Source organism: Streptococcus sp. Marseille-Q5619 (genome assembly GCF_946901205.1).
Taxonomy (GTDB): Bacteria; Bacillota; Bacilli; order Lactobacillales; family Streptococcaceae; genus Streptococcus.
Window position 1 is genome coordinate 86,735 of the sequence record NZ_CAMPPO010000001.1, and the last position, 16,568, is coordinate 103,302.

19 protein-coding genes are annotated in these 16,568 nt (G+C 39.6%); 15 read left to right on the plus strand and 4 right to left on the minus strand.

The window, feature by feature from the left end; genetic code table 11:
* Positions 1-36 precede the first annotated feature (36 nt).
* Entirely contained in the window at positions 37-2,196 is a 2,160-nt protein-coding gene (gene nrdE, locus OC530_RS00425) for a class 1b ribonucleoside-diphosphate reductase subunit alpha (protein ID WP_166731698.1), read from the minus strand.
* An 80-nt stretch (positions 2,197-2,276) separates the two neighbouring features.
* A complete protein-coding gene (nrdH, locus tag OC530_RS00430) occupies positions 2,277-2,495 on the minus strand; it encodes a glutaredoxin-like protein NrdH (protein WP_262078550.1) in 219 nt (72 codons plus the stop codon).
* A 350-nt stretch (positions 2,496-2,845) separates the two neighbouring features.
* Between nrdH and OC530_RS00435 the strand changes: the two genes are divergently transcribed.
* From OC530_RS00435 to OC530_RS00450, 4 genes are all read left to right on the plus strand, one after another.
* Complete coding sequence (locus OC530_RS00435; RefSeq protein WP_000146947.1) at positions 2,846-3,109, plus strand: phosphocarrier protein HPr; 264 nt, start codon at positions 2,846-2,848, stop codon at positions 3,107-3,109.
* 5 nt (positions 3,110-3,114) lie between these two features.
* Positions 3,115-4,848 (plus strand): phosphoenolpyruvate--protein phosphotransferase, encoded by a 1,734-nt coding sequence (ptsP, locus tag OC530_RS00440; protein ID WP_000138123.1) that lies wholly within the window; start codon positions 3,115-3,117, stop codon positions 4,846-4,848.
* 132 nt (positions 4,849-4,980) lie between these two features.
* A complete protein-coding gene (locus tag OC530_RS00445; protein WP_262078559.1) occupies positions 4,981-5,475 on the plus strand; it encodes a YkgJ family cysteine cluster protein in 495 nt (164 codons plus the stop codon).
* 56 nt (positions 5,476-5,531) lie between these two features.
* Entirely contained in the window at positions 5,532-6,071 is a 540-nt protein-coding gene (locus tag OC530_RS00450) for a ClbS/DfsB family four-helix bundle protein (RefSeq protein WP_262078561.1), read from the plus strand.
* Between the two features lie 203 nt (positions 6,072-6,274).
* Here OC530_RS00450 and dhaQ read toward each other — a convergent pair whose 3' ends face one another.
* The gene (dhaQ, locus tag OC530_RS00455; RefSeq protein ID WP_262078562.1) at positions 6,275-7,264 is read right to left on the minus strand and encodes a DhaKLM operon coactivator DhaQ; all 990 of its coding nucleotides are present in this window, start codon (positions 7,262-7,264) and stop codon (positions 6,275-6,277) included.
* Complete coding sequence (gene dhaS, locus OC530_RS00460) at positions 7,261-7,791, minus strand: dihydroxyacetone kinase transcriptional activator DhaS (RefSeq protein ID WP_262078564.1); 531 nt, start codon at positions 7,789-7,791, stop codon at positions 7,261-7,263. Before dhaS ends, dhaQ begins: the two co-directional genes overlap by 4 nt.
* A 153-nt stretch (positions 7,792-7,944) precedes the next feature.
* Between dhaS and dhaK the strand changes: the two genes are divergently transcribed.
* From dhaK to pdrM, 11 genes are all read left to right on the plus strand, one after another.
* Positions 7,945-8,934 carry a dihydroxyacetone kinase subunit DhaK gene (gene dhaK, locus OC530_RS00465; protein WP_262078568.1) on the plus strand — a complete coding sequence of 330 codons (990 nt, stop codon included), beginning with the start codon at positions 7,945-7,947 and terminating at the stop codon, positions 8,932-8,934.
* 20 nt (positions 8,935-8,954) lie between these two features.
* Entirely contained in the window at positions 8,955-9,530 is a 576-nt protein-coding gene (gene dhaL, locus OC530_RS00470) for a dihydroxyacetone kinase subunit DhaL (protein ID WP_001100265.1), read from the plus strand.
* Positions 9,530-9,904: a dihydroxyacetone kinase phosphoryl donor subunit DhaM gene (dhaM, locus tag OC530_RS00475; protein WP_000534745.1), complete on the plus strand. Its 375-nt coding sequence runs from the start codon at positions 9,530-9,532 to the stop codon at positions 9,902-9,904. The genes dhaL and dhaM overlap by 1 nt, the downstream gene beginning before the upstream one ends.
* A 593-nt stretch (positions 9,905-10,497) precedes the next feature.
* Positions 10,498-11,499, plus strand: a complete 1,002-nt coding sequence (locus tag OC530_RS00480) for a hypothetical protein (RefSeq protein ID WP_262078571.1) — start codon at positions 10,498-10,500, stop codon at positions 11,497-11,499.
* On the plus strand, positions 11,496-11,693 hold the full coding sequence (locus OC530_RS00485) for a hypothetical protein (RefSeq protein WP_000658758.1): 198 nt from the start codon (positions 11,496-11,498) through the stop codon (positions 11,691-11,693). Before OC530_RS00480 ends, OC530_RS00485 begins: the two co-directional genes overlap by 4 nt.
* 38 nt (positions 11,694-11,731) lie before the next feature.
* A complete protein-coding gene (locus OC530_RS00490; RefSeq protein ID WP_173234981.1) occupies positions 11,732-12,424 on the plus strand; it encodes a YjjG family noncanonical pyrimidine nucleotidase in 693 nt (230 codons plus the stop codon).
* Positions 12,425-12,485: 61 nt separating this feature from the next.
* Positions 12,486-13,139, plus strand: coding sequence for a uracil-DNA glycosylase (locus OC530_RS00495; RefSeq protein ID WP_138700500.1), 654 nt, complete (start codon positions 12,486-12,488; stop codon positions 13,137-13,139).
* A gap of 9 nt (positions 13,140-13,148) precedes the next feature.
* On the plus strand, positions 13,149-13,613 hold the full coding sequence (locus OC530_RS00500) for an 8-oxo-dGTP diphosphatase (protein ID WP_001135770.1): 465 nt from the start codon (positions 13,149-13,151) through the stop codon (positions 13,611-13,613).
* A 12-nt stretch (positions 13,614-13,625) separates the two neighbouring features.
* Entirely contained in the window at positions 13,626-14,894 is a 1,269-nt protein-coding gene (locus OC530_RS00505; RefSeq protein WP_138700496.1) for a dihydroorotase, read from the plus strand.
* Positions 14,895-14,907: 13 nt separating this feature from the next.
* A complete protein-coding gene (locus OC530_RS00510; protein ID WP_001105920.1) occupies positions 14,908-15,168 on the plus strand; it encodes a hypothetical protein in 261 nt (86 codons plus the stop codon).
* A gap of 10 nt (positions 15,169-15,178) precedes the next feature.
* Positions 15,179-16,531, plus strand: a complete 1,353-nt coding sequence (gene pdrM / locus OC530_RS00515; RefSeq protein ID WP_173234983.1) for a sodium-coupled multidrug efflux MATE transporter PdrM — start codon at positions 15,179-15,181, stop codon at positions 16,529-16,531.
* Positions 16,532-16,568 lie beyond the last annotated feature (37 nt).

Genomic DNA, 16,568 nt, shown 5'->3' on the forward strand with positions numbered 1-16,568 from the left:
GCTGCTTAGGGAAAAATAGTGTTTCTATGCTAGAAACTAAATTACACAGCTTTCACATTGGTTAGCACCGACTTCTCCACCGTCATCTGTAAAGGTACGGACGTAGTAGATAGACTTGATTCCCTTGTTAAAGGCATAGTTACGAAGGATGGACAAGTCACGTGTCGTTTGTTTATTTTCCCTCTTCCATTCGTAAAGGCCTTTTGGAATGTCACTACGCATGAAGAGGGTGAGTGAAAGTCCTTGATCCACGTGTTCAGTCGCAGCAGCGTAAACATCGATGACTTTACGCATATCCATATCGTAGGCAGAAGTGTAGTAAGGAATGGTTTCTGTAGACAAGCCAGCAGCAGGGTAGTAGATTTTACCAATTTTCTTCTCTTGGCGTTCTTCGATACGTTGCGTAATCGGGTGGATAGAAGCAGAAACGTCGTTGATATAGCTGATAGAACCATTTGGCGCTACAGCAAGGCGGTTTTGGTGGTAAAGACCATCTGCTTGAACCTTGTCGCGAAGTTCAGCCCAGTCAGCAGCACTTGGAATAAAGACATCTTTGAAGAGTTCTTTAACACGGTCTGATTTTGGAACAAACTCGCCAGTTATATACTTATCAAAGTAGCTTCCCTTAGCATAGTCTGATTTTTCAAAGTTATGGAAGGTAATACCACGTTCACGCGCGATATTGTTTGACTCAACCAAGGTCCAGTAGTTCATAAGCATAAAGTAGATGCTTGTAAACTCAATAGACTCAGGCGATCCATATTCAATCAATTGTTGGGCAAGGTAGCTGTGAAGTCCCATAGCACCAAGACCAAAAGTATGAGCTTGGCTATTTCCATAGTCAATCGTAGGTACAGCCACGATGTGTGAACTATCTGTAACGAAAGTAAGGGAACGAACCATAGCACGGATAGAACGACCAAAGTCAGGTGAGGTCATCATGTTGACCACGTTGGTTGAACCAAGGTTACATGAAACATCTGTTCCCATTTGAAGGAATTCTTGAGCATCGTTGATAAGACTTGGTTCTTGGACTTGAAGAATCTCAGAACACAAGTTACTCATGATAATCTTTCCATCAACAGGATTTGCACGGTTAGCCGTATCAATATTGACTACATAAGGATAACCAGACTCCTGTTGCAATTTAGAGATTTCAGTTTCTAAATCACGCGCCTTGATTTTTGTCTTGCGAATATTTGGATTTGCGACCAATTCATCGTATTTTTCAGTAATGTCGATGTAGTTGAATGGGACATTGTATTCTTTTTCTACAGAGTAAGGGCTGAAGAGGTACATTTCTTCATTTTTACGCGCCAATTCGTAGAATTTATCTGGTACTACAACACCAAGTGATAGGGTTTTGACACGAACTTTTTCATCGGCATTTTCTTTCTTAGTTGAAAGGAAGGCGATGATATCTGGGTGAAAGACGTTGAGGTAGACAACCCCAGCACCTTGACGTTGCCCCAATTGGTTTGAGTAAGAGAAGCTATCTTCGAAGAGTTTCATAACTGGTACGACACCAGAAGCTGCTCCTTCATAACCCTTGATAGGTGCACCAGCTTCACGAAGGTTGCTGAGGGTAATTCCCACACCACCACCAATACGTGAAAGTTGAAGGGCAGAGTTGATAGAACGTCCGATAGAGTTCATGTCATCCGTCACTTGGATTAAGAAACAAGATACCAACTCCCCACGACGAGCACGTCCAGCATTCAAGAAGGAAGGAGTAGCAGGTTGGTAGCGTTGGTGGATGATTTCATTGGCAATATCGATTGCAACAGCTTCATTCCCATCAGCGAAATAAAGGGCGTTAAAGAAGACACGGTCTTCCATACTTTCAAGATAGTATTCACCGTCATTAGTCTTTAAGGCATATTGATTGTAAAATTTATAAGCAGCCATGAAAGACTTGAATTGGAAGTTTTGGTCTTTGATAAATTGAGCCAATTCTTCCAAGAACTCTGGACGGTATTTCTTGATAAAGGCTGTTTCGATGTAGTTGTGTTCAATGAGGTAGTTGATTTTATCAGTAATTGAATCAAAAACCATAGTGTTTGGAACGACATTTTCTTTAAAGAAGGCATCCAAGGCTTCCTTATCTTTATGAAGCATGATTTGTCCATTAACAGGACGGTTAATTTCGTTATTGAGACGGAAGTAAGTCACGTCTTCAAGATGTTTTAATCCCATAAAATTTCCCTTATCTAATTACAAAAGAAAGGCTTCTAAGTTAGCCCTAAAAGCAGTTTCTTCTGGATGATGTACTAAGATTATGCTAATTGTTTCAGTTTTCCTGGTTGGAAACCTGAAAAGACTTCAGTTGGTGTTTGGATAACAGGAGCTGCGCTAAAACCGAGCTCTTTAACTTGAGCGATGTACTCAGGTTGCTCATCAAGATTGATTTCACGATAAGAGACATTATTACTGTCCAAGAAACGTTTGGTCATCTTACATTGGACACAGTTGTTTTTAGAATAAACGGTTACCATTGTGTAACTCCTCTTCAAAATTTAATACTATCCTAGTATATCAGAAAATAAAATTTTGTCAATGATTTGAACTAAATATAGTGGTCTGTTTTTCTAGTCAAGCTCACAAAACACAATATGTAGTGTTTACTTTATAAAACAGCAATGATTATCCTATAAATCGTTTTTAAAGAAACTATATCCTGTGTTTTGTTATCTAGGATAGAAGATTTTCAGCAAGTTATCTGAAAGGAAATTGAAGGAAAATCCAGAAAATGCTTGAAAAAAATCCTAGAAGATGGTATAATACCAAACTGTAAGGGTTATCACATATAACTCAAAAAAAGAAAGAACAAAAGGAGAGTCAAACTATGGCTTCTAAAGATTTCCACGTAGTGGCAGAAACAGGTATTCACGCACGTCCAGCAACATTGTTGGTGCAAACTGCTAGCAAATTTGCTTCAGATATCACTCTTGAATACAAAGGTAAATCAGTTAACCTTAAATCAATTATGGGTGTTATGAGTCTTGGTGTTGGCCAAGGTGCTGACGTAACTATCTCAGCTGAAGGTGCAGATGCAGATGACGCTATCGCTGCAATCTCAGAAACAATGGAAAAAGAAGGATTGGCATAAGGGAAATGACAGAAATGCTTAAAGGAATCGCAGCATCTGACGGTGTTGCAGTTGCAAAAGCATATCTACTCGTTCAACCGGATTTGTCATTCGAGACTATTTCAGTCGAAGATACAAACGCAGAAGAGGCTCGTTTGGATGTTGCTCTTGAAGCTTCTCAAAACGAGCTTTCTCTTATCCGCGAGAAAGCTGTAGGTACGCTTGGTGAAGAAGCGGCTCAAGTTTTTGACGCTCATTTGATGGTTCTTTCTGACCCAGAATTGATTGGTCAGATTAAAGAAACAATTCGTGCTAAGAAAGTCAATGCAGAAGCAGGTCTTAAAGAAGTGACTGACATGTTCATCACTATCTTTGAAGGTATGGAAGACAACCCATATATGCAAGAACGTGCAGCGGATATCCGCGACGTGACAAAACGTGTATTGGCAAATCTTCTTGGTAAGAAATTGCCAAACCCAGCTTCTATCAATGAAGAAGTAATCGTGATTGCGCATGACTTGACACCATCTGATACAGCTCAATTGGACAAAAACTTTGTAAAAGCTTTTGTAACAAATATCGGTGGACGTACAAGCCACTCAGCTATCATGGCACGTACACTTGAAATTGCAGCTGTATTGGGAACAAATAACATCACTGAAGTGGTGAAAGACGGTGATATCCTTGCCGTTAACGGAATTACTGGTGAAGTGATTATCAACCCAACAGATGAACAAGCGGCAGAATTTAAAGCAGCTGGTGAAGCTTATGCTAAACAAAAAGCTGAATGGGCCCTTTTGAAAGATGCTCAAACAGTGACTGCTGACGGTAAACACTTCGAGTTGGCTGCTAACATCGGTACTCCAAAAGACGTGGAAGGTGTTAACAACAACGGTGCAGAAGCGGTTGGACTTTACCGTACAGAGTTCTTGTACATGGATTCTCAAGACTTCCCAACTGAAGATGAGCAGTATGAAGCATACAAGGCTGTACTTGAGGGAATGAATGGTAAACCAGTAGTTGTTCGTACAATGGATATCGGTGGAGATAAGGAACTTCCTTACTTCGATATGCCACATGAAATGAACCCATTCCTTGGATTCCGTGCCCTTCGTATCTCTATTTCTGAAACTGGAGATGCAATGTTCCGTACACAAATCCGTGCCCTTCTTCGTGCTTCTGTTCATGGTCAATTGCGTATCATGTTCCCAATGGTTGCCCTCTTGAAAGAATTCCGTGCAGCTAAAGCAGTTTATGAAGAAGAAAAAGCAAACCTTCTTGCTGAAGGTGTTGCAGTTGCGGATGACATCCAAGTTGGTATCATGATTGAAATCCCTGCAGCAGCGATGCTTGCAGACCAATTTGCTAAAGAAGTAGACTTCATGTCAATTGGTACAAACGACTTGATCCAATACTCAATGGCAGCAGACCGTATGAACGAACAAGTTTCATACCTTTACCAACCATATAACCCATCAATCCTTCGCTTGATCAACAATGTTATCAAGGCAGCTCACGCTGAAGGTAAATGGGCTGGTATGTGTGGTGAGATGGCTGGTGACCAAAAAGCTGTTCCACTTCTTGTCGGAATGGGCTTGGATGAGTTCTCTATGTCAGCAACATCTGTACTTCGAACACGTAGCTTGATGAAGAAATTGGATACTGCTAAGATGGAAGAGTACGCTAACCGTGCCCTTACAGAGTGTTCAACAATGGAAGAAGTCCTTGAACTTCAAAAAGAATACGTTAACTTTGATTAATTTCATTAACCTTGTAACCTAGTTGCAAGGTTTTTTGATACATTCGGGAATAGTATAGTCTTGTAAAGTCCACTTTTCAATGATGAAGAGGCATGATATAATAGGAGAAGCAAATAGAATAAGAGAGAAATCATGTCTAAAGAAATTGATATTGAGTATTACCACCAGCTAGCCATGCAAAAGCAGAAGGAACACCGTAAAGTTTTAGCCAATCTAAAGAAAAAACCTCCTAAAAACCTAGACAAGATAGCCCAGCAGATTCACCAAGAAGTCTTTGAGGAAATTGATTGCACGGCCTGTGCCAATTGTTGTAAGACATTGGGACCGGACTTTAAAGAAGCGGATATTACACGAATCGCCAAGTATTTTAAGATGAAATTACCAGCTTTTGAAGCGGAGTTCCTTCAGGTAGATGCAGATGGCGATAAGGTTTTTAAATCCATGCCTTGTCCCTTTCTAGGAGGAGATAATCTCTGTTCCATCTATGATGTTCGTCCCAAGGCCTGCCGAGAGTTCCCCCATACAGATCGCAAAAAGATCCATCAAATCAACCATTTGACGATTAAGAATACTTTGACCTGTCCAGCAGCCTATCTCTTTGTTGAGAAATTAAAGGATAAGTTATAGAGATTTAAAGGATAAAAAATTTCTAATAATAACTAACAATATGAAGGGAGAACTCTGTGCCTAGACCGAAAACAAAAGAGGAGCTAGTACTGGCCTCTAAGGAAAACTATGAAAAGCTCAATCGTTTCATCTCCCAACTAAGTGAAGATGAGCTACAGACTCCATTTGATTTTTCAAGAGACCCAAAGAAAAAAGAAGCTCACTGGAAAAGGGATAAAAATCTAAGAGATGTTCTGATCCATCTTTATGAATGGCATCAGTTACTTTTGACTTGGGTACATTCTAATCAAGAAGGTCACGAAAGGCCTTTTCTACCTGAACCTTATAATTGGAAAACTTATCGAGAAATGAATGTCGCTTTTTGGAAGAAGCACCAGAAAACGTCCTTAGAAGAAGCGACTAGACTCCTAGAACAATCACATAGGGAGGTTTTAGAGTTGATAGAAGTTTTTAGCAATGACGAACTCTTTGCCAAAGGTATCTATAAGTGGACGGGAGGGACAAGTCTAGGTTCTTACTTTGTTAGTAGCACGTCAAGCCACTATGATTGGGCTCTGAAAAAACTCAAAGCTCATCGGAAGAATTGTAAGGGATAGATGGACTATTTGAAATTGCAAGAATGAGTTCTTTTAAACGTAATACTCTTCGAAAATCAAATTCAAACTGCGTCAACGTCGCCTTGCCGTACTCAAGTACAGCCTGCGGCTAGTTTCCTAGTTTGCTTTTTGATTTTCATTGAGTATAAGATAAAAACAAAGGGCCATCAAGTGATGTAGCCCTTTTGAGTAATACAAGCAAATTACCATGCAAAAGCTGTCGTTGGAGCATTGAGAGCTTCTAACCACTGTTTATTCTTCACGGGGCAAAGAGTTACGGATATACCTGCCATATCCAGACTGGTCATAAATGTTCCTGATTTTATAAAGGTAATAGTGACTCCTTCAATTTCTAAGAGTTGAAGGAGATCATTGATAAATATGCCCATTTCTAAGTTGCTGGTAGTGCCTAGATTATTTACAAGCAATATAAAATGATCACCCTTTTTCCAATGATAGTGCAATCTTAATTTACTTATAATTTCATTTGCAAGGATTTCCGATGATTGGAATGGGACGATACGATAGCCTTCTTCGCCATGTATCCCAATACCATAAGAAATATTTCCTTCTTCCAAGTTAAATAGTGGAAGGGTGGCTTGGGGGAGACTAGCAGATTTCGTTGCAAAGCCAATTGTTGCGATTTCGGGAGCAAGCTGATGACCTAAATCAGTTAGTTGCTCGATGTCGGAACCATTTTGAGCTGCAAATCCTAGGATTTTATGAAGTAAAATAGTCCCTGCAAGCCCTCTTCCTCTAATTTGAAATCTATTGTGAGGTTCAATTGAAATATCGTCGTGTGCTAGACTATAGCCGACCTTAATTCCTTCTTGTCTAGCAGTATTAATGGCCGAGCTAAATTCTTTGATGTCTGCTTCGAAATTTTTTACAATGATGAAGACACCGTGACCATTGTTTAAAAAACGAATGGACTCTAAGATTTCAGTTCTTGTAGGAGGAGTAAATAATTGGCCATAGATAGCAGCGGTAAGCATTCCTTCTCCCACATATCCAATATGCGCAGGTTCGTGTCCTGAACCTCCACCCGACAAGATTGGAACCTGATGAGGATTGCGATTTTTTTGATAGACTAGTGGTAAGGTAGGGTGTTTTTCTAATTCAGGATGACTGCTGACAGTTGCCGAAATGTAACTTGAAATAATTTTCTGTTTATGATTTGAAATAAATGTCATTGTAGTCTCTTTCCAATAATTGTCATGATTAGAAAGTCTGGTTGTGGAACTGGACTTTTTTTATTGACGTAAGCCTTCACGATTTCTGCTAGAGCATGTGAATGATAGTCTAACAAAAAACAAGTATAAGCAGATGAATCGATATCAATCTGACCGTATTCTCTTAAAATTTTTGATACAAGCAAGCGACAGTAGCTGATAAAGTGGTCATAGAAGTTATTTTGCCCTTGAATATCAAAAAGTTGAATATAAAAGTCACGCTCTTGTTCGAAATAAAAAAATAATTCTTGTAATAGTTTTTGGCCTGAAATGAAGTCCAAGTTATTGGTAATATACTCGGTTAAGTCAGTTTCAAATATCCAGTCTAGCAGTTCATATTTGTCAAGAAAGTGATTATAAAAGGTCTGTCTACGAATGCCAGCTGATTCCATGATATCTACAATAGAGATTTTGTCAAATTCTCTAGTAGCTAATAGGTCTCTAAATGCCTTGGCAATCCGTTTTTTTGTAATGAGTGATGATGCCATAGGAAACCTTTCTTTTACTTACTTCATTTTACCAAAAAAATGTTTTAAACGGGTTTAAAAGGGGACAAATAATAGAATCTGTCCCTTATCAGCCAGCGATAAAAAATATATAATGAAAACGAAAACAAAGGTAGATGCCGAAAGGAGTTTCTCATGAAAAAAATTATAAATGAACCGACACAAGTTGTTGATGAAATGTTGCAGGGATTGTCATTCATGCATGATGACTTGGTAGAACGCTTAGATGGTTTTGATGTCATCGTTAGAAAGGCAGAAAAGACAGGAAAAGTTGGACTTATTTCAGGTGGAGGTTCAGGACATGAACCAAGTCATGCTGGATTTGTAGGAGATGGAATGTTGTCTGCTGCCATTTGTGGAGCAGTCTTCACTTCACCTACTCCAGACCAAATTTTAGAAGCCATTAAGGCGGCTGATGAAGGTGCTGGAGTTTTCATGGTCATCAAAAACTATTCTGGTGACATTATGAACTTTGAAATTGCACAAGAACTTGCTGAAATGGAAGGTGTTGATGTAGCAAGCGTTGTGGTTGATGATGATATCGCTGTTGAAAATAGTCTCTATACCCAAGGTCGTCGAGGTGTTGCAGGTACTATTTTAGTCCATAAAATTTTAGGTGATGCGGCCCGTTCTGGTAAATCATTGGCTGAAATGAAGGACTTGGCCGATAAACTTGTCTTAGAAATTAAAACAATTGGGCTGGCCTTGTCTGGAGCAACTGTTCCTGAGGTTGGCAAACCAGGTTTTGTTCTAGAAGATGATGAATTTGAATATGGAGTTGGTATTCACGGTGAGCCAGGATATAAAAAAGAGAAGATGCAGCCTTCAGCACTATTGGCCTCAGAATTGGTTGAAAAATTATCTGAAGGTTTCCAACTTAAGGCTGGTGAACGCTATGGGCTTCTCATCAATGGTTTAGGAAGCACTCCGCTTATGGAACAATATGTTTTCGCAAATGATGTGGCTAAATTACTTCATGAAAAAGATGTTCAGTTGGCGTTTAAGAAAATTGGAAACTATATGACCTCAATTGATATGGCTGGCTTGTCATTAACATTGATTCGATTGGCAGATGATGAGTGGTTGGATGCTCTAAATGCACCTGTTACTACCCCAGCTTGGTAAACTCAAGGAGGAAATGTCGCATGAATGTTGAACAAGCTCTTGAATGGATGAAGCTTTTTAATGAAAAGATTCAAGAACAGAAAGATTACCTTAGTGAGTTAGACACTCCTATAGGAGATGGAGACCACGGTGGAAATATGGCGCGTGGCATGGCTGCAGTTATGGAGAACTTAGAAGGAAAGCAATTTGAAACAAGCAGTGATGTGTTTAAACTTGTCTCAATGCAACTACTGAGTAAGGTAGGCGGTGCTTCTGGTCCTCTGTATGGCTCTGCTTTTATGGGCATGGCCAAGGCTGATTCTAATTCGAAAATAGAGGAAATCTTACAAAGCGGTTTGGATATGATTGTCAAACGTGGGAAAGCAGAAGTTGGAGAAAAGACAATGGTTGATGTTTGGGCTCCTGTTATTGCTGCCTTGTCTGCTGGCCAATTGACTCAAGAGGTTATTGATAAGGTAGTGAATGCTACCAAAGATTTACTTGCAACTAAAGGAAGGGCATCTTATGTAGGAGAACGTTCTCTTGGACATATTGATCCTGGATCATTCTCATCAGGATTACTCTTTACTGCTCTTTTAGAAACTGGGGTGTTTTAATGGGAAGTATTGGTCTTGTTATCGTTTCACATTCCAAAAACATTGCACAAGGTGTCGTTGAACTGATTAGTGAAGTAGCTAAAGAGGTCCCGATTACTTATGTAGGAGGAACCGAAGATGGAGGAATTGGAACAAGTTTTGATCAAGTAGATAGGGTTGTTTCCGAAAATCCAGCAGATACTTTATTAGCCTTTTTTGACCTAGGTTCTGCTAAAATGAACTTAGAAATGGTGGCTGATTTCAGTGATAAAAGTATCATGATAAATAGGGTTCCAATTGTAGAAGGTGCCTATACTGCAGCTGCTCTTCTTCAGGCTGGTGCAGAACTGTCAGTTATTCACACACAGTTGTCGGAGCTTGAAATCAATAAATAAGGAATCTTACTATAACTCTTTTTATAGGTGGGCTATTGATTATCTCAACTATCAAAGTTTAATACTCAATGAAAATTAAAGAGCAAACTAGGAAGCTAGCCGCAGGCTGTACTTGAGTACAGCAAGGTGAAGCTGACGTGGTTTGAATTTGATTTTCGAAGAGTATAAGTAAATGATTTCAAAATCAGAAAAGGATTGCTTGGGCAGTTCCTTTTTGTTTAAAAGGAGTAGAATTATAGTGTTTCTAAATTGTTCATCATTCAAAACTGATTGTGATAGGACTATTCTAGCTTTAGAATCCTTCAAAAATTAAAATTTAAGGCAATCAATGGCTTAGAAGAGTGCCAAAACATTTAGTTTATAGGAATTCTAGGCATAGGATTGCATAGATATTTATGAAGTTGAGTTATTCGATAGTTAGGATTGTTCTATTCTGAACGATTTGGGCTGTCAATTGTATAGGATAGTGTTATTCTATGTTAGATTCCAGTAAAAATGATTGGATAAATAATATTAAAGAAAAATCAAAATCATAATTTTGTTTAATATGGTATAATATTTCTAATAATTTAAATATAATGAGGTAGTAATTTATGGATGAAGTTTTATTTTTTGGAGAAGATGACTTCGATATTCTTGATATTGATGGTTATGAACTAAAACCCTCATCGTTTTTTAATAAGTTACCAGAAATAGCCAAACCATTAGTCAAAAATGCAAATAAAATCTTATCTGAAGTAGAAAAAATGTTATATTCTGCTCCAGCCTTTATCAATGTTGTCCAATCTAGTATACCTGAAGAGATTTTTCAGGCAATTCTTTCTCCAGAACAACGGGAACAAATTGCTCAAGGAGTGTTAAAATTAATGACCAAGAAAGATGGCTCTCTTTTGGCGGTATTAGTAGATACTAATACTAATAAAGTCGTTGGAAATGTACCATTGAAATCTGTTAAGTTGGCACCAGAATTAAATAAAGCGCTAGCCGATTATTCGTCACAAATTCAAATGGCTCAGATTGCAGAGGAGATTCAGAATGTACAATATGCTATCGAGGACGTCAGAAAAGGACAGGAGTCAGATAGACTCGCAATAGCCTATAGTTGTCAACAGAAACTCTTGCAAGCTAGAGAGATATCAGATTCAAACATTAGAACAATGATGTTACTGCAAGTTATTTCAGATGCAGAAGATAGTAGAAATCTCTTAATGCTTAGTCAAAAATCAAATGTAAATTTTATCAAAGAACAACCAGATTCTACTTGGGGTAAGTTATTAAAAGGGGATAAACCAGATAAAATTGAAGCTCGTATGAATGAGATTAGAGATGGATTAGCAGCTGTAAATATCGTTTCACTATCAGCAGCAATAGCTTATAATGAGTTGGGCGAGAAAAAAGCTGCTCAAAAAAGTTTGGATTACTTTGGGAAATTTATTAACGAAACTTATCTCAGTTCTCAGAAATTAGTAGAGAGACTTGATTTACTTGATCCTTCGCCTACAAATTACTGGACAAAAGAATTGCCAAAAATTGAAACTTCGATAATGAAATTGCCAAATAAAACAGATTCTATTGAGACAGAGGTGCTAGAATGAAAGAAATAAAAAAATGCAAGACATGTACTAGGGATTTACCATCAAGTTATAAGCACAATAAGTGCGAATCGTGTAGAAACAAAAAAATAGATGAAGCAAAAAAGATACTTAAAGTTGTTGGACAAGTTGGAAGTGTGGTTACTCCAGTTGTAGTTGGTATGTTGATGAATAAAACTAAGAAAAAGAAGAAATAAACTAATCTATTAAATACCTAGAAAGGAAAACTCTCAAATTGTCCCACAAATTTCTACTTTTCGACCTTGACCACACTCTTCTTGATTTTGATGCTGCTGAGGATGTGGCTTTGACGCAACTCCTAAAAGAAGAAGGAGTTGCAGATATTCAGGCATACAAAGATTTTTACGTTCCCATGAACAAGGCTCTATGGAAGGACTTGGAGCAAAAGAAAATTAGTAAACAAGAGCTGGTTAACACGCGCTTTTCTCGTTTATTTGCTCATTTTGGACAGGAAAAAGACGGTAGTTTTCTAGCCCAGCGTTACCAATTTTACCTTGCCCAGCAGGGACAAACTTTTTCAGGCGCTCATGAACTCTTAGACAGCCTCATTGAGCGAGATTATGAGCTGTATGCTGCGACAAATGGAATTACTGCCATTCAGACAGGGCGTTTGGCTCAATCTGGTCTAGCACCTTATTTCAATCAAGTCTTTATCTCTGAACAGTTGCAAACACAAAAGCCTGATGCTCTCTTTTATGAAAAAATCGGTCAACAGATTGCAGGTTTTAGCAAAGAAGAGACGCTGATGATTGGAGATTCCCTAACCGCCGACATTCAAGGTGGCAATAATGCTGGGATTGACACGATTTGGTACAACCCTCATCACCTCGAAAATCATACACAAGCCCAGCCAACTTATGAGGTCCATTCTTACCAAGACTTGCTGGATTGCTTAGATAAACTGTAAAAAGTGGTTTCCATAGCCACTTTTTGCTATAATAGAGGCAGTAAAAATGAAGGAGTTGGCTATGGAACACTCGTCTTGGCATGCTTTGATTAAGGCGCAATTACCTGAGGGTTATTTTGGGAAAATCAATCAGTTTATGGAGCAGGTCTATTCTCAGGAGACTGTTTATCCGCCCAAGGAAAAGGTTTTTCAGGCTCTCTTGACAACACCGCTTGAAGAAGTTAAGGTGGTGATTTTAGGGCAAGATCCCTATCACGGGCCAGGTCAAGCGCAGGGCCTGAGTTTTTCTGTACCGGACTCTATCCCAGCTCCGCCTTCCTTGCAAAATATCTTGAAAGAATTGTCAGATGATATCGGGGTTAAGAAATCTCATGATTTGACAGCTTGGGCTGAGCAAGGAGTCTTGCTTCTTAATGCTTGTTTGACGGTTCCTGCTGGTCAGGCCAATGGTCATGCTGGGCAGATATGGGAGCCTTTTACGGATGCTGTGATTCAGGTGGTTAATCATTTAGATAGACCAGTTGTTTTTGTACTCTGGGGAGCTTATGCACGCAAGAAGAAGACCTTGGTTACCAATCCTCATCACCTGGTTATCGAATCAGCCCATCCCAGTCCTTTGTCGGTTTATAGAGGATTTTGGGGTTCCAAGCCTTTTTCCAAGGCCAATGCATTCTTAAAAGAGATAGGACAAGAGCCAATCGATTGGCTTAGATAAGGAGAAAATATGCCTCAGTTAGCGACGATTTGCTACATTGATAACGGGAAAGAACTGCTTATGCTCCACCGCAATAAGAAACCCAATGATGTCCATGAAGGCAAATGGATTGGTGTGGGTGGCAAGCTAGAGCGAGGTGAGACCCCTCAGGAATGCGCGGCGCGTGAAATCCTCGAAGAGACGGGACTGAAAGCCAAGCCAGTTCTAAAAGGTGTTATCACTTTTCCAGAATTTACGCCAGATTTAGACTGGTACACCTATGTTTTTAAGGTGACAGAGTTTGAAGGGGACTTGATTGACTGCAACGAGGGAACGTTAGAATGGGTTCCCTATGATGAGGTTTTGAGCAAGCCGACTTGGGAAGGTGACCATACCTTTGTTGGGTGGCTTTTAGAGGATAAACCCTTCTTTTCAGCCAAGTTTGTTTATGATGGGGATAAATTGTTAGATACCCAAGTCGATTTCTATGAATAAAGGAGAAAGTAGATGCTACTAATCAAAAATGGTCGTGTAATGGATCCCAAGTCTGGTTTGGATCAAGTGTGTGATGTCTTAGTTCAAGATGGGGAAATTATCAAAATTGCACCTGAGATTAAAGAAGAAGGAGCAGAGATGCTTGATGCTAGTGGTCTTGTAGTTGCTCCTGGCTTGGTCGATATTCATGTTCATTTCCGTGAACCTGGACAAACCCACAAGGAAGATATTCATACAGGTGCCTTAGCAGCTGCGGCAGGTGGTTTTACAACGGTTGTCATGATGGCTAATACTAGTCCAACCATTTCAGACGTGGAGACTTTGCAAGAGGTTCTCCAGTCAGCTGCCAAAGAGAAGATTAATGTTAAGACGGTTGCGACCATTACTAAGAATTTTAATGGGCAAGATTTGACTGACTTTAAGGCACTTTTAGAAGCTGGTGCGGTTGGTTTTTCTGATGACGGTATTCCGCTTGAAAGCAGTAAGGTTGTAAAGGAAGCCATGGAGGAAGCCAAAAAACTCAATACCTTTATTAGTCTCCATGAGGAAGATCCAGGATTGAACGGTGTTCTTGGGTTTAATGAAAATATTGCTAAAGAACATTTCCATATCTGCGGTGCGACTGGGGTGGCTGAGTACGCTATGATGGCGCGTGATGTCATGATTGCCTATGCAACTAAGGCCCATGTTCACATCCAGCATTTGTCTAAGGAAGAAAGTGTTAAAGTAGTTGAGTTTGCTCAAGGTTTGGGTGCGCAAGTCACAGCAGAAGTAGCGCCACAGCATTTTTCTAAGACCGAAGCTCTCCTTTTGACACAAGGAAGTAATGCCAAGATGAATCCGCCGCTTCGTTTGGAATCAGACCGTCGTGCCGTGATTGAAGGTCTCAAGTCAGGTGTCATCACAGTTATTGCGACTGACCATGCGCCTCATCATGTAGATGAAAAAAATGTTGAGGATATTACCAAAGCGCCATCTGGTATGACTGGCTTAGAAACCTCTCTGTCTCTCGGATTGACTTATTTGGTCGAAGCTGGTGAGTTAAGCTTGATGGAATTACTCGAAAAGATGACATACAACCCAGCCAAGCTTTACAACTTTGAAGCAGGTTACTTGGCTGAGAATGGTCCAGCGGACATCACTATTTTTGATGCTAAAGCTGACCGCCTTGTGGACTCCCATTTTGCTTCCAAAGCAGCTAATTCACCATTCATCGGTGAAACCTTAAAAGGGCAGGTTAAATATACCATCTGTAAAGGACGAATTATCTATCAAGCTTGATAGGAGTTGGAATATGAATTATTTTCGAAAACGTAGGGAGAGAAAAGCAAAATCTAATAGCGGAATTTACTGTCCCGCATCTAATCGTTCTAAAATTCAATATGAAACTAAAGAAAAAGCTGATCATGCGGTTCAATATGATAATGGAGGTTTAGTTAGAAGCTATTATTGTCGAACATGTGCGTGTTGGCATACTACTTCAAAATCTAATAACCCTCCGCTAAGTTTGAAAAACTATGGTCTGAAACTCTTTGGTTTAGATAAATCAGAATAGAAAGAGAAGTATGTATAAGACAAAGTGTTTACGAGAGAAGTTAGTATTATTTTTAAAAATTTTCTTCCCAATCCTGATCTACCAATTTGCCAATTATTCTGCCTCTTTTGTTGACACTGCAATGACAGGTCAATACAATACTATGGACTTGGCTGGTGTGTCTATGGCAACCAGTATCTGGAATCCTTTCTTTACATTCCTAACAGGGATTGTGTCAGCCCTGGTGCCTATCATTGGTCACCATCTTGGTCGAGGCAAAAAGGAAGAGGTTGCGTCTGATTTTTACCAATTCATCTATCTGGCCTTGGGTCTATCTGTGGTCTTACTGGGACTGGTACTTTTCTTGGCACCTCCTGTCTTGAATCATATAGGACTAGAAGCTCCTGTAGCAGCAGTAGCGGTTCGCTATCTTTGGTTTTTATCTATCGGGATTATCCCCTTGTTGCTCTTTAGTGTCATTCGTTCCTTGCTGGATTCGCTGGGCTTGACCAAACTGTCCATGTACCTCATGCTTTTGTTACTTCCTCTCAATAGTGGATTTAACTACCTCTTGATTTACGGGGTATTTGGTGTTCCAGAACTGGGAGGTGCTGGTGCTGGTTTAGGAACATCCTTGGCCTACTGGGTCTTGCTGGGGATTTCTGTTCTGGTTTTATTTAAACAGGAGAAGCTCAAAGCCTTACACCTTGAGAAACGCATTCCGCTTAATATGGATAAAATCAAGGAAGGAGTTCGTTTAGGTCTGCCTATTGGGGGAACTGTCTTTGCGGAAGTAGCTATTTTCTCCGTGGTTGGCTTGATTATGGCTAAGTTCTCATCCTTGATTATTGCTAGTCACCAGTCAGCAATGAACTTTTCAAGTCTCATGTACGCCTTTCCTATGAGTATCTCATCTGCTATGGCTATTGTTGTTTCCTATGAAGTGGGAGCCAAGCGATTTGATGATGCGAAAACCTATATTGGTCTAGGAAGATGGACTGCCCTTATTTTTGCGGCCTTCACCTTATCTTTCCTTTACATTTTTAGGGGAAATGTGGCCGGTCTTTATGGGAACAACCCAGAATTTATCGATTTGACAGCACGTTTTTTGACTTACAGTCTTTTCTTCCAGTTAGCAGATACCTTTGCGGCACCGCTTCAAGGAATTTTACGGGGGTATAAGGATACCGTTATTCCTTTTTACCTTGGTTTGGTTGGTTACTGGGGAGTGACACTTCCAGTAGCTATGGTATTCGACTCTCTAACAGATTTTGGAGCTTATTCTTACTGGATCGGTTTGATTATTAGTCTAATCGTGAGTGGGGCTTTCTACCGTTGGCGTCTAACTGTTATTATGAAGAGATTTGAATCCAGAAAAGCTTGATTTTTAGGATTCATACAAGTAAAAAGATCCTTCCTTA

What these genes read in the sequence shown, in the direction of transcription:
- nrdE (WP_166731698.1), bottom strand. Translation starts at nt 2,196, where the DNA reads ATGGGATTAAAACATCTTGAAGACGTGACTTACTTCCGTCTCAATAAC.
- OC530_RS00495 (WP_138700500.1), top strand. Translation starts at nt 12,486, where the DNA reads ATGGAACACTCGTCTTGGCATGCTTTGATTAAGGCGCAATTACCTGAG.
- OC530_RS00480 (WP_262078571.1), top strand. Translation starts at nt 10,498, where the DNA reads ATGGATGAAGTTTTATTTTTTGGAGAAGATGACTTCGATATTCTTGAT.
- dhaQ (WP_262078562.1), bottom strand. Translation starts at nt 7,264, where the DNA reads ATGACATTTATTTCAAATCATAAACAGAAAATTATTTCAAGTTACATT.
- OC530_RS00500 (WP_001135770.1), top strand. Translation starts at nt 13,149, where the DNA reads ATGCCTCAGTTAGCGACGATTTGCTACATTGATAACGGGAAAGAACTG.
- OC530_RS00505 (WP_138700496.1), top strand. Translation starts at nt 13,626, where the DNA reads ATGCTACTAATCAAAAATGGTCGTGTAATGGATCCCAAGTCTGGTTTG.
- OC530_RS00510 (WP_001105920.1), top strand. Translation starts at nt 14,908, where the DNA reads ATGAATTATTTTCGAAAACGTAGGGAGAGAAAAGCAAAATCTAATAGC.
- dhaS (WP_262078564.1), bottom strand. Translation starts at nt 7,791, where the DNA reads ATGGCATCATCACTCATTACAAAAAAACGGATTGCCAAGGCATTTAGA.
- pdrM (WP_173234983.1), top strand. Translation starts at nt 15,179, where the DNA reads ATGTATAAGACAAAGTGTTTACGAGAGAAGTTAGTATTATTTTTAAAA.
- dhaL (WP_001100265.1), top strand. Translation starts at nt 8,955, where the DNA reads ATGAATGTTGAACAAGCTCTTGAATGGATGAAGCTTTTTAATGAAAAG.
- OC530_RS00445 (WP_262078559.1), top strand. Translation starts at nt 4,981, where the DNA reads ATGTCTAAAGAAATTGATATTGAGTATTACCACCAGCTAGCCATGCAA.
- OC530_RS00435 (WP_000146947.1), top strand. Translation starts at nt 2,846, where the DNA reads ATGGCTTCTAAAGATTTCCACGTAGTGGCAGAAACAGGTATTCACGCA.
- dhaM (WP_000534745.1), top strand. Translation starts at nt 9,530, where the DNA reads ATGGGAAGTATTGGTCTTGTTATCGTTTCACATTCCAAAAACATTGCA.
- nrdH (WP_262078550.1), bottom strand. Translation starts at nt 2,495, where the DNA reads ATGGTAACCGTTTATTCTAAAAACAACTGTGTCCAATGTAAGATGACC.
- dhaK (WP_262078568.1), top strand. Translation starts at nt 7,945, where the DNA reads ATGAAAAAAATTATAAATGAACCGACACAAGTTGTTGATGAAATGTTG.
- OC530_RS00485 (WP_000658758.1), top strand. Translation starts at nt 11,496, where the DNA reads ATGAAAGAAATAAAAAAATGCAAGACATGTACTAGGGATTTACCATCA.
- ptsP (WP_000138123.1), top strand. Translation starts at nt 3,115, where the DNA reads ATGACAGAAATGCTTAAAGGAATCGCAGCATCTGACGGTGTTGCAGTT.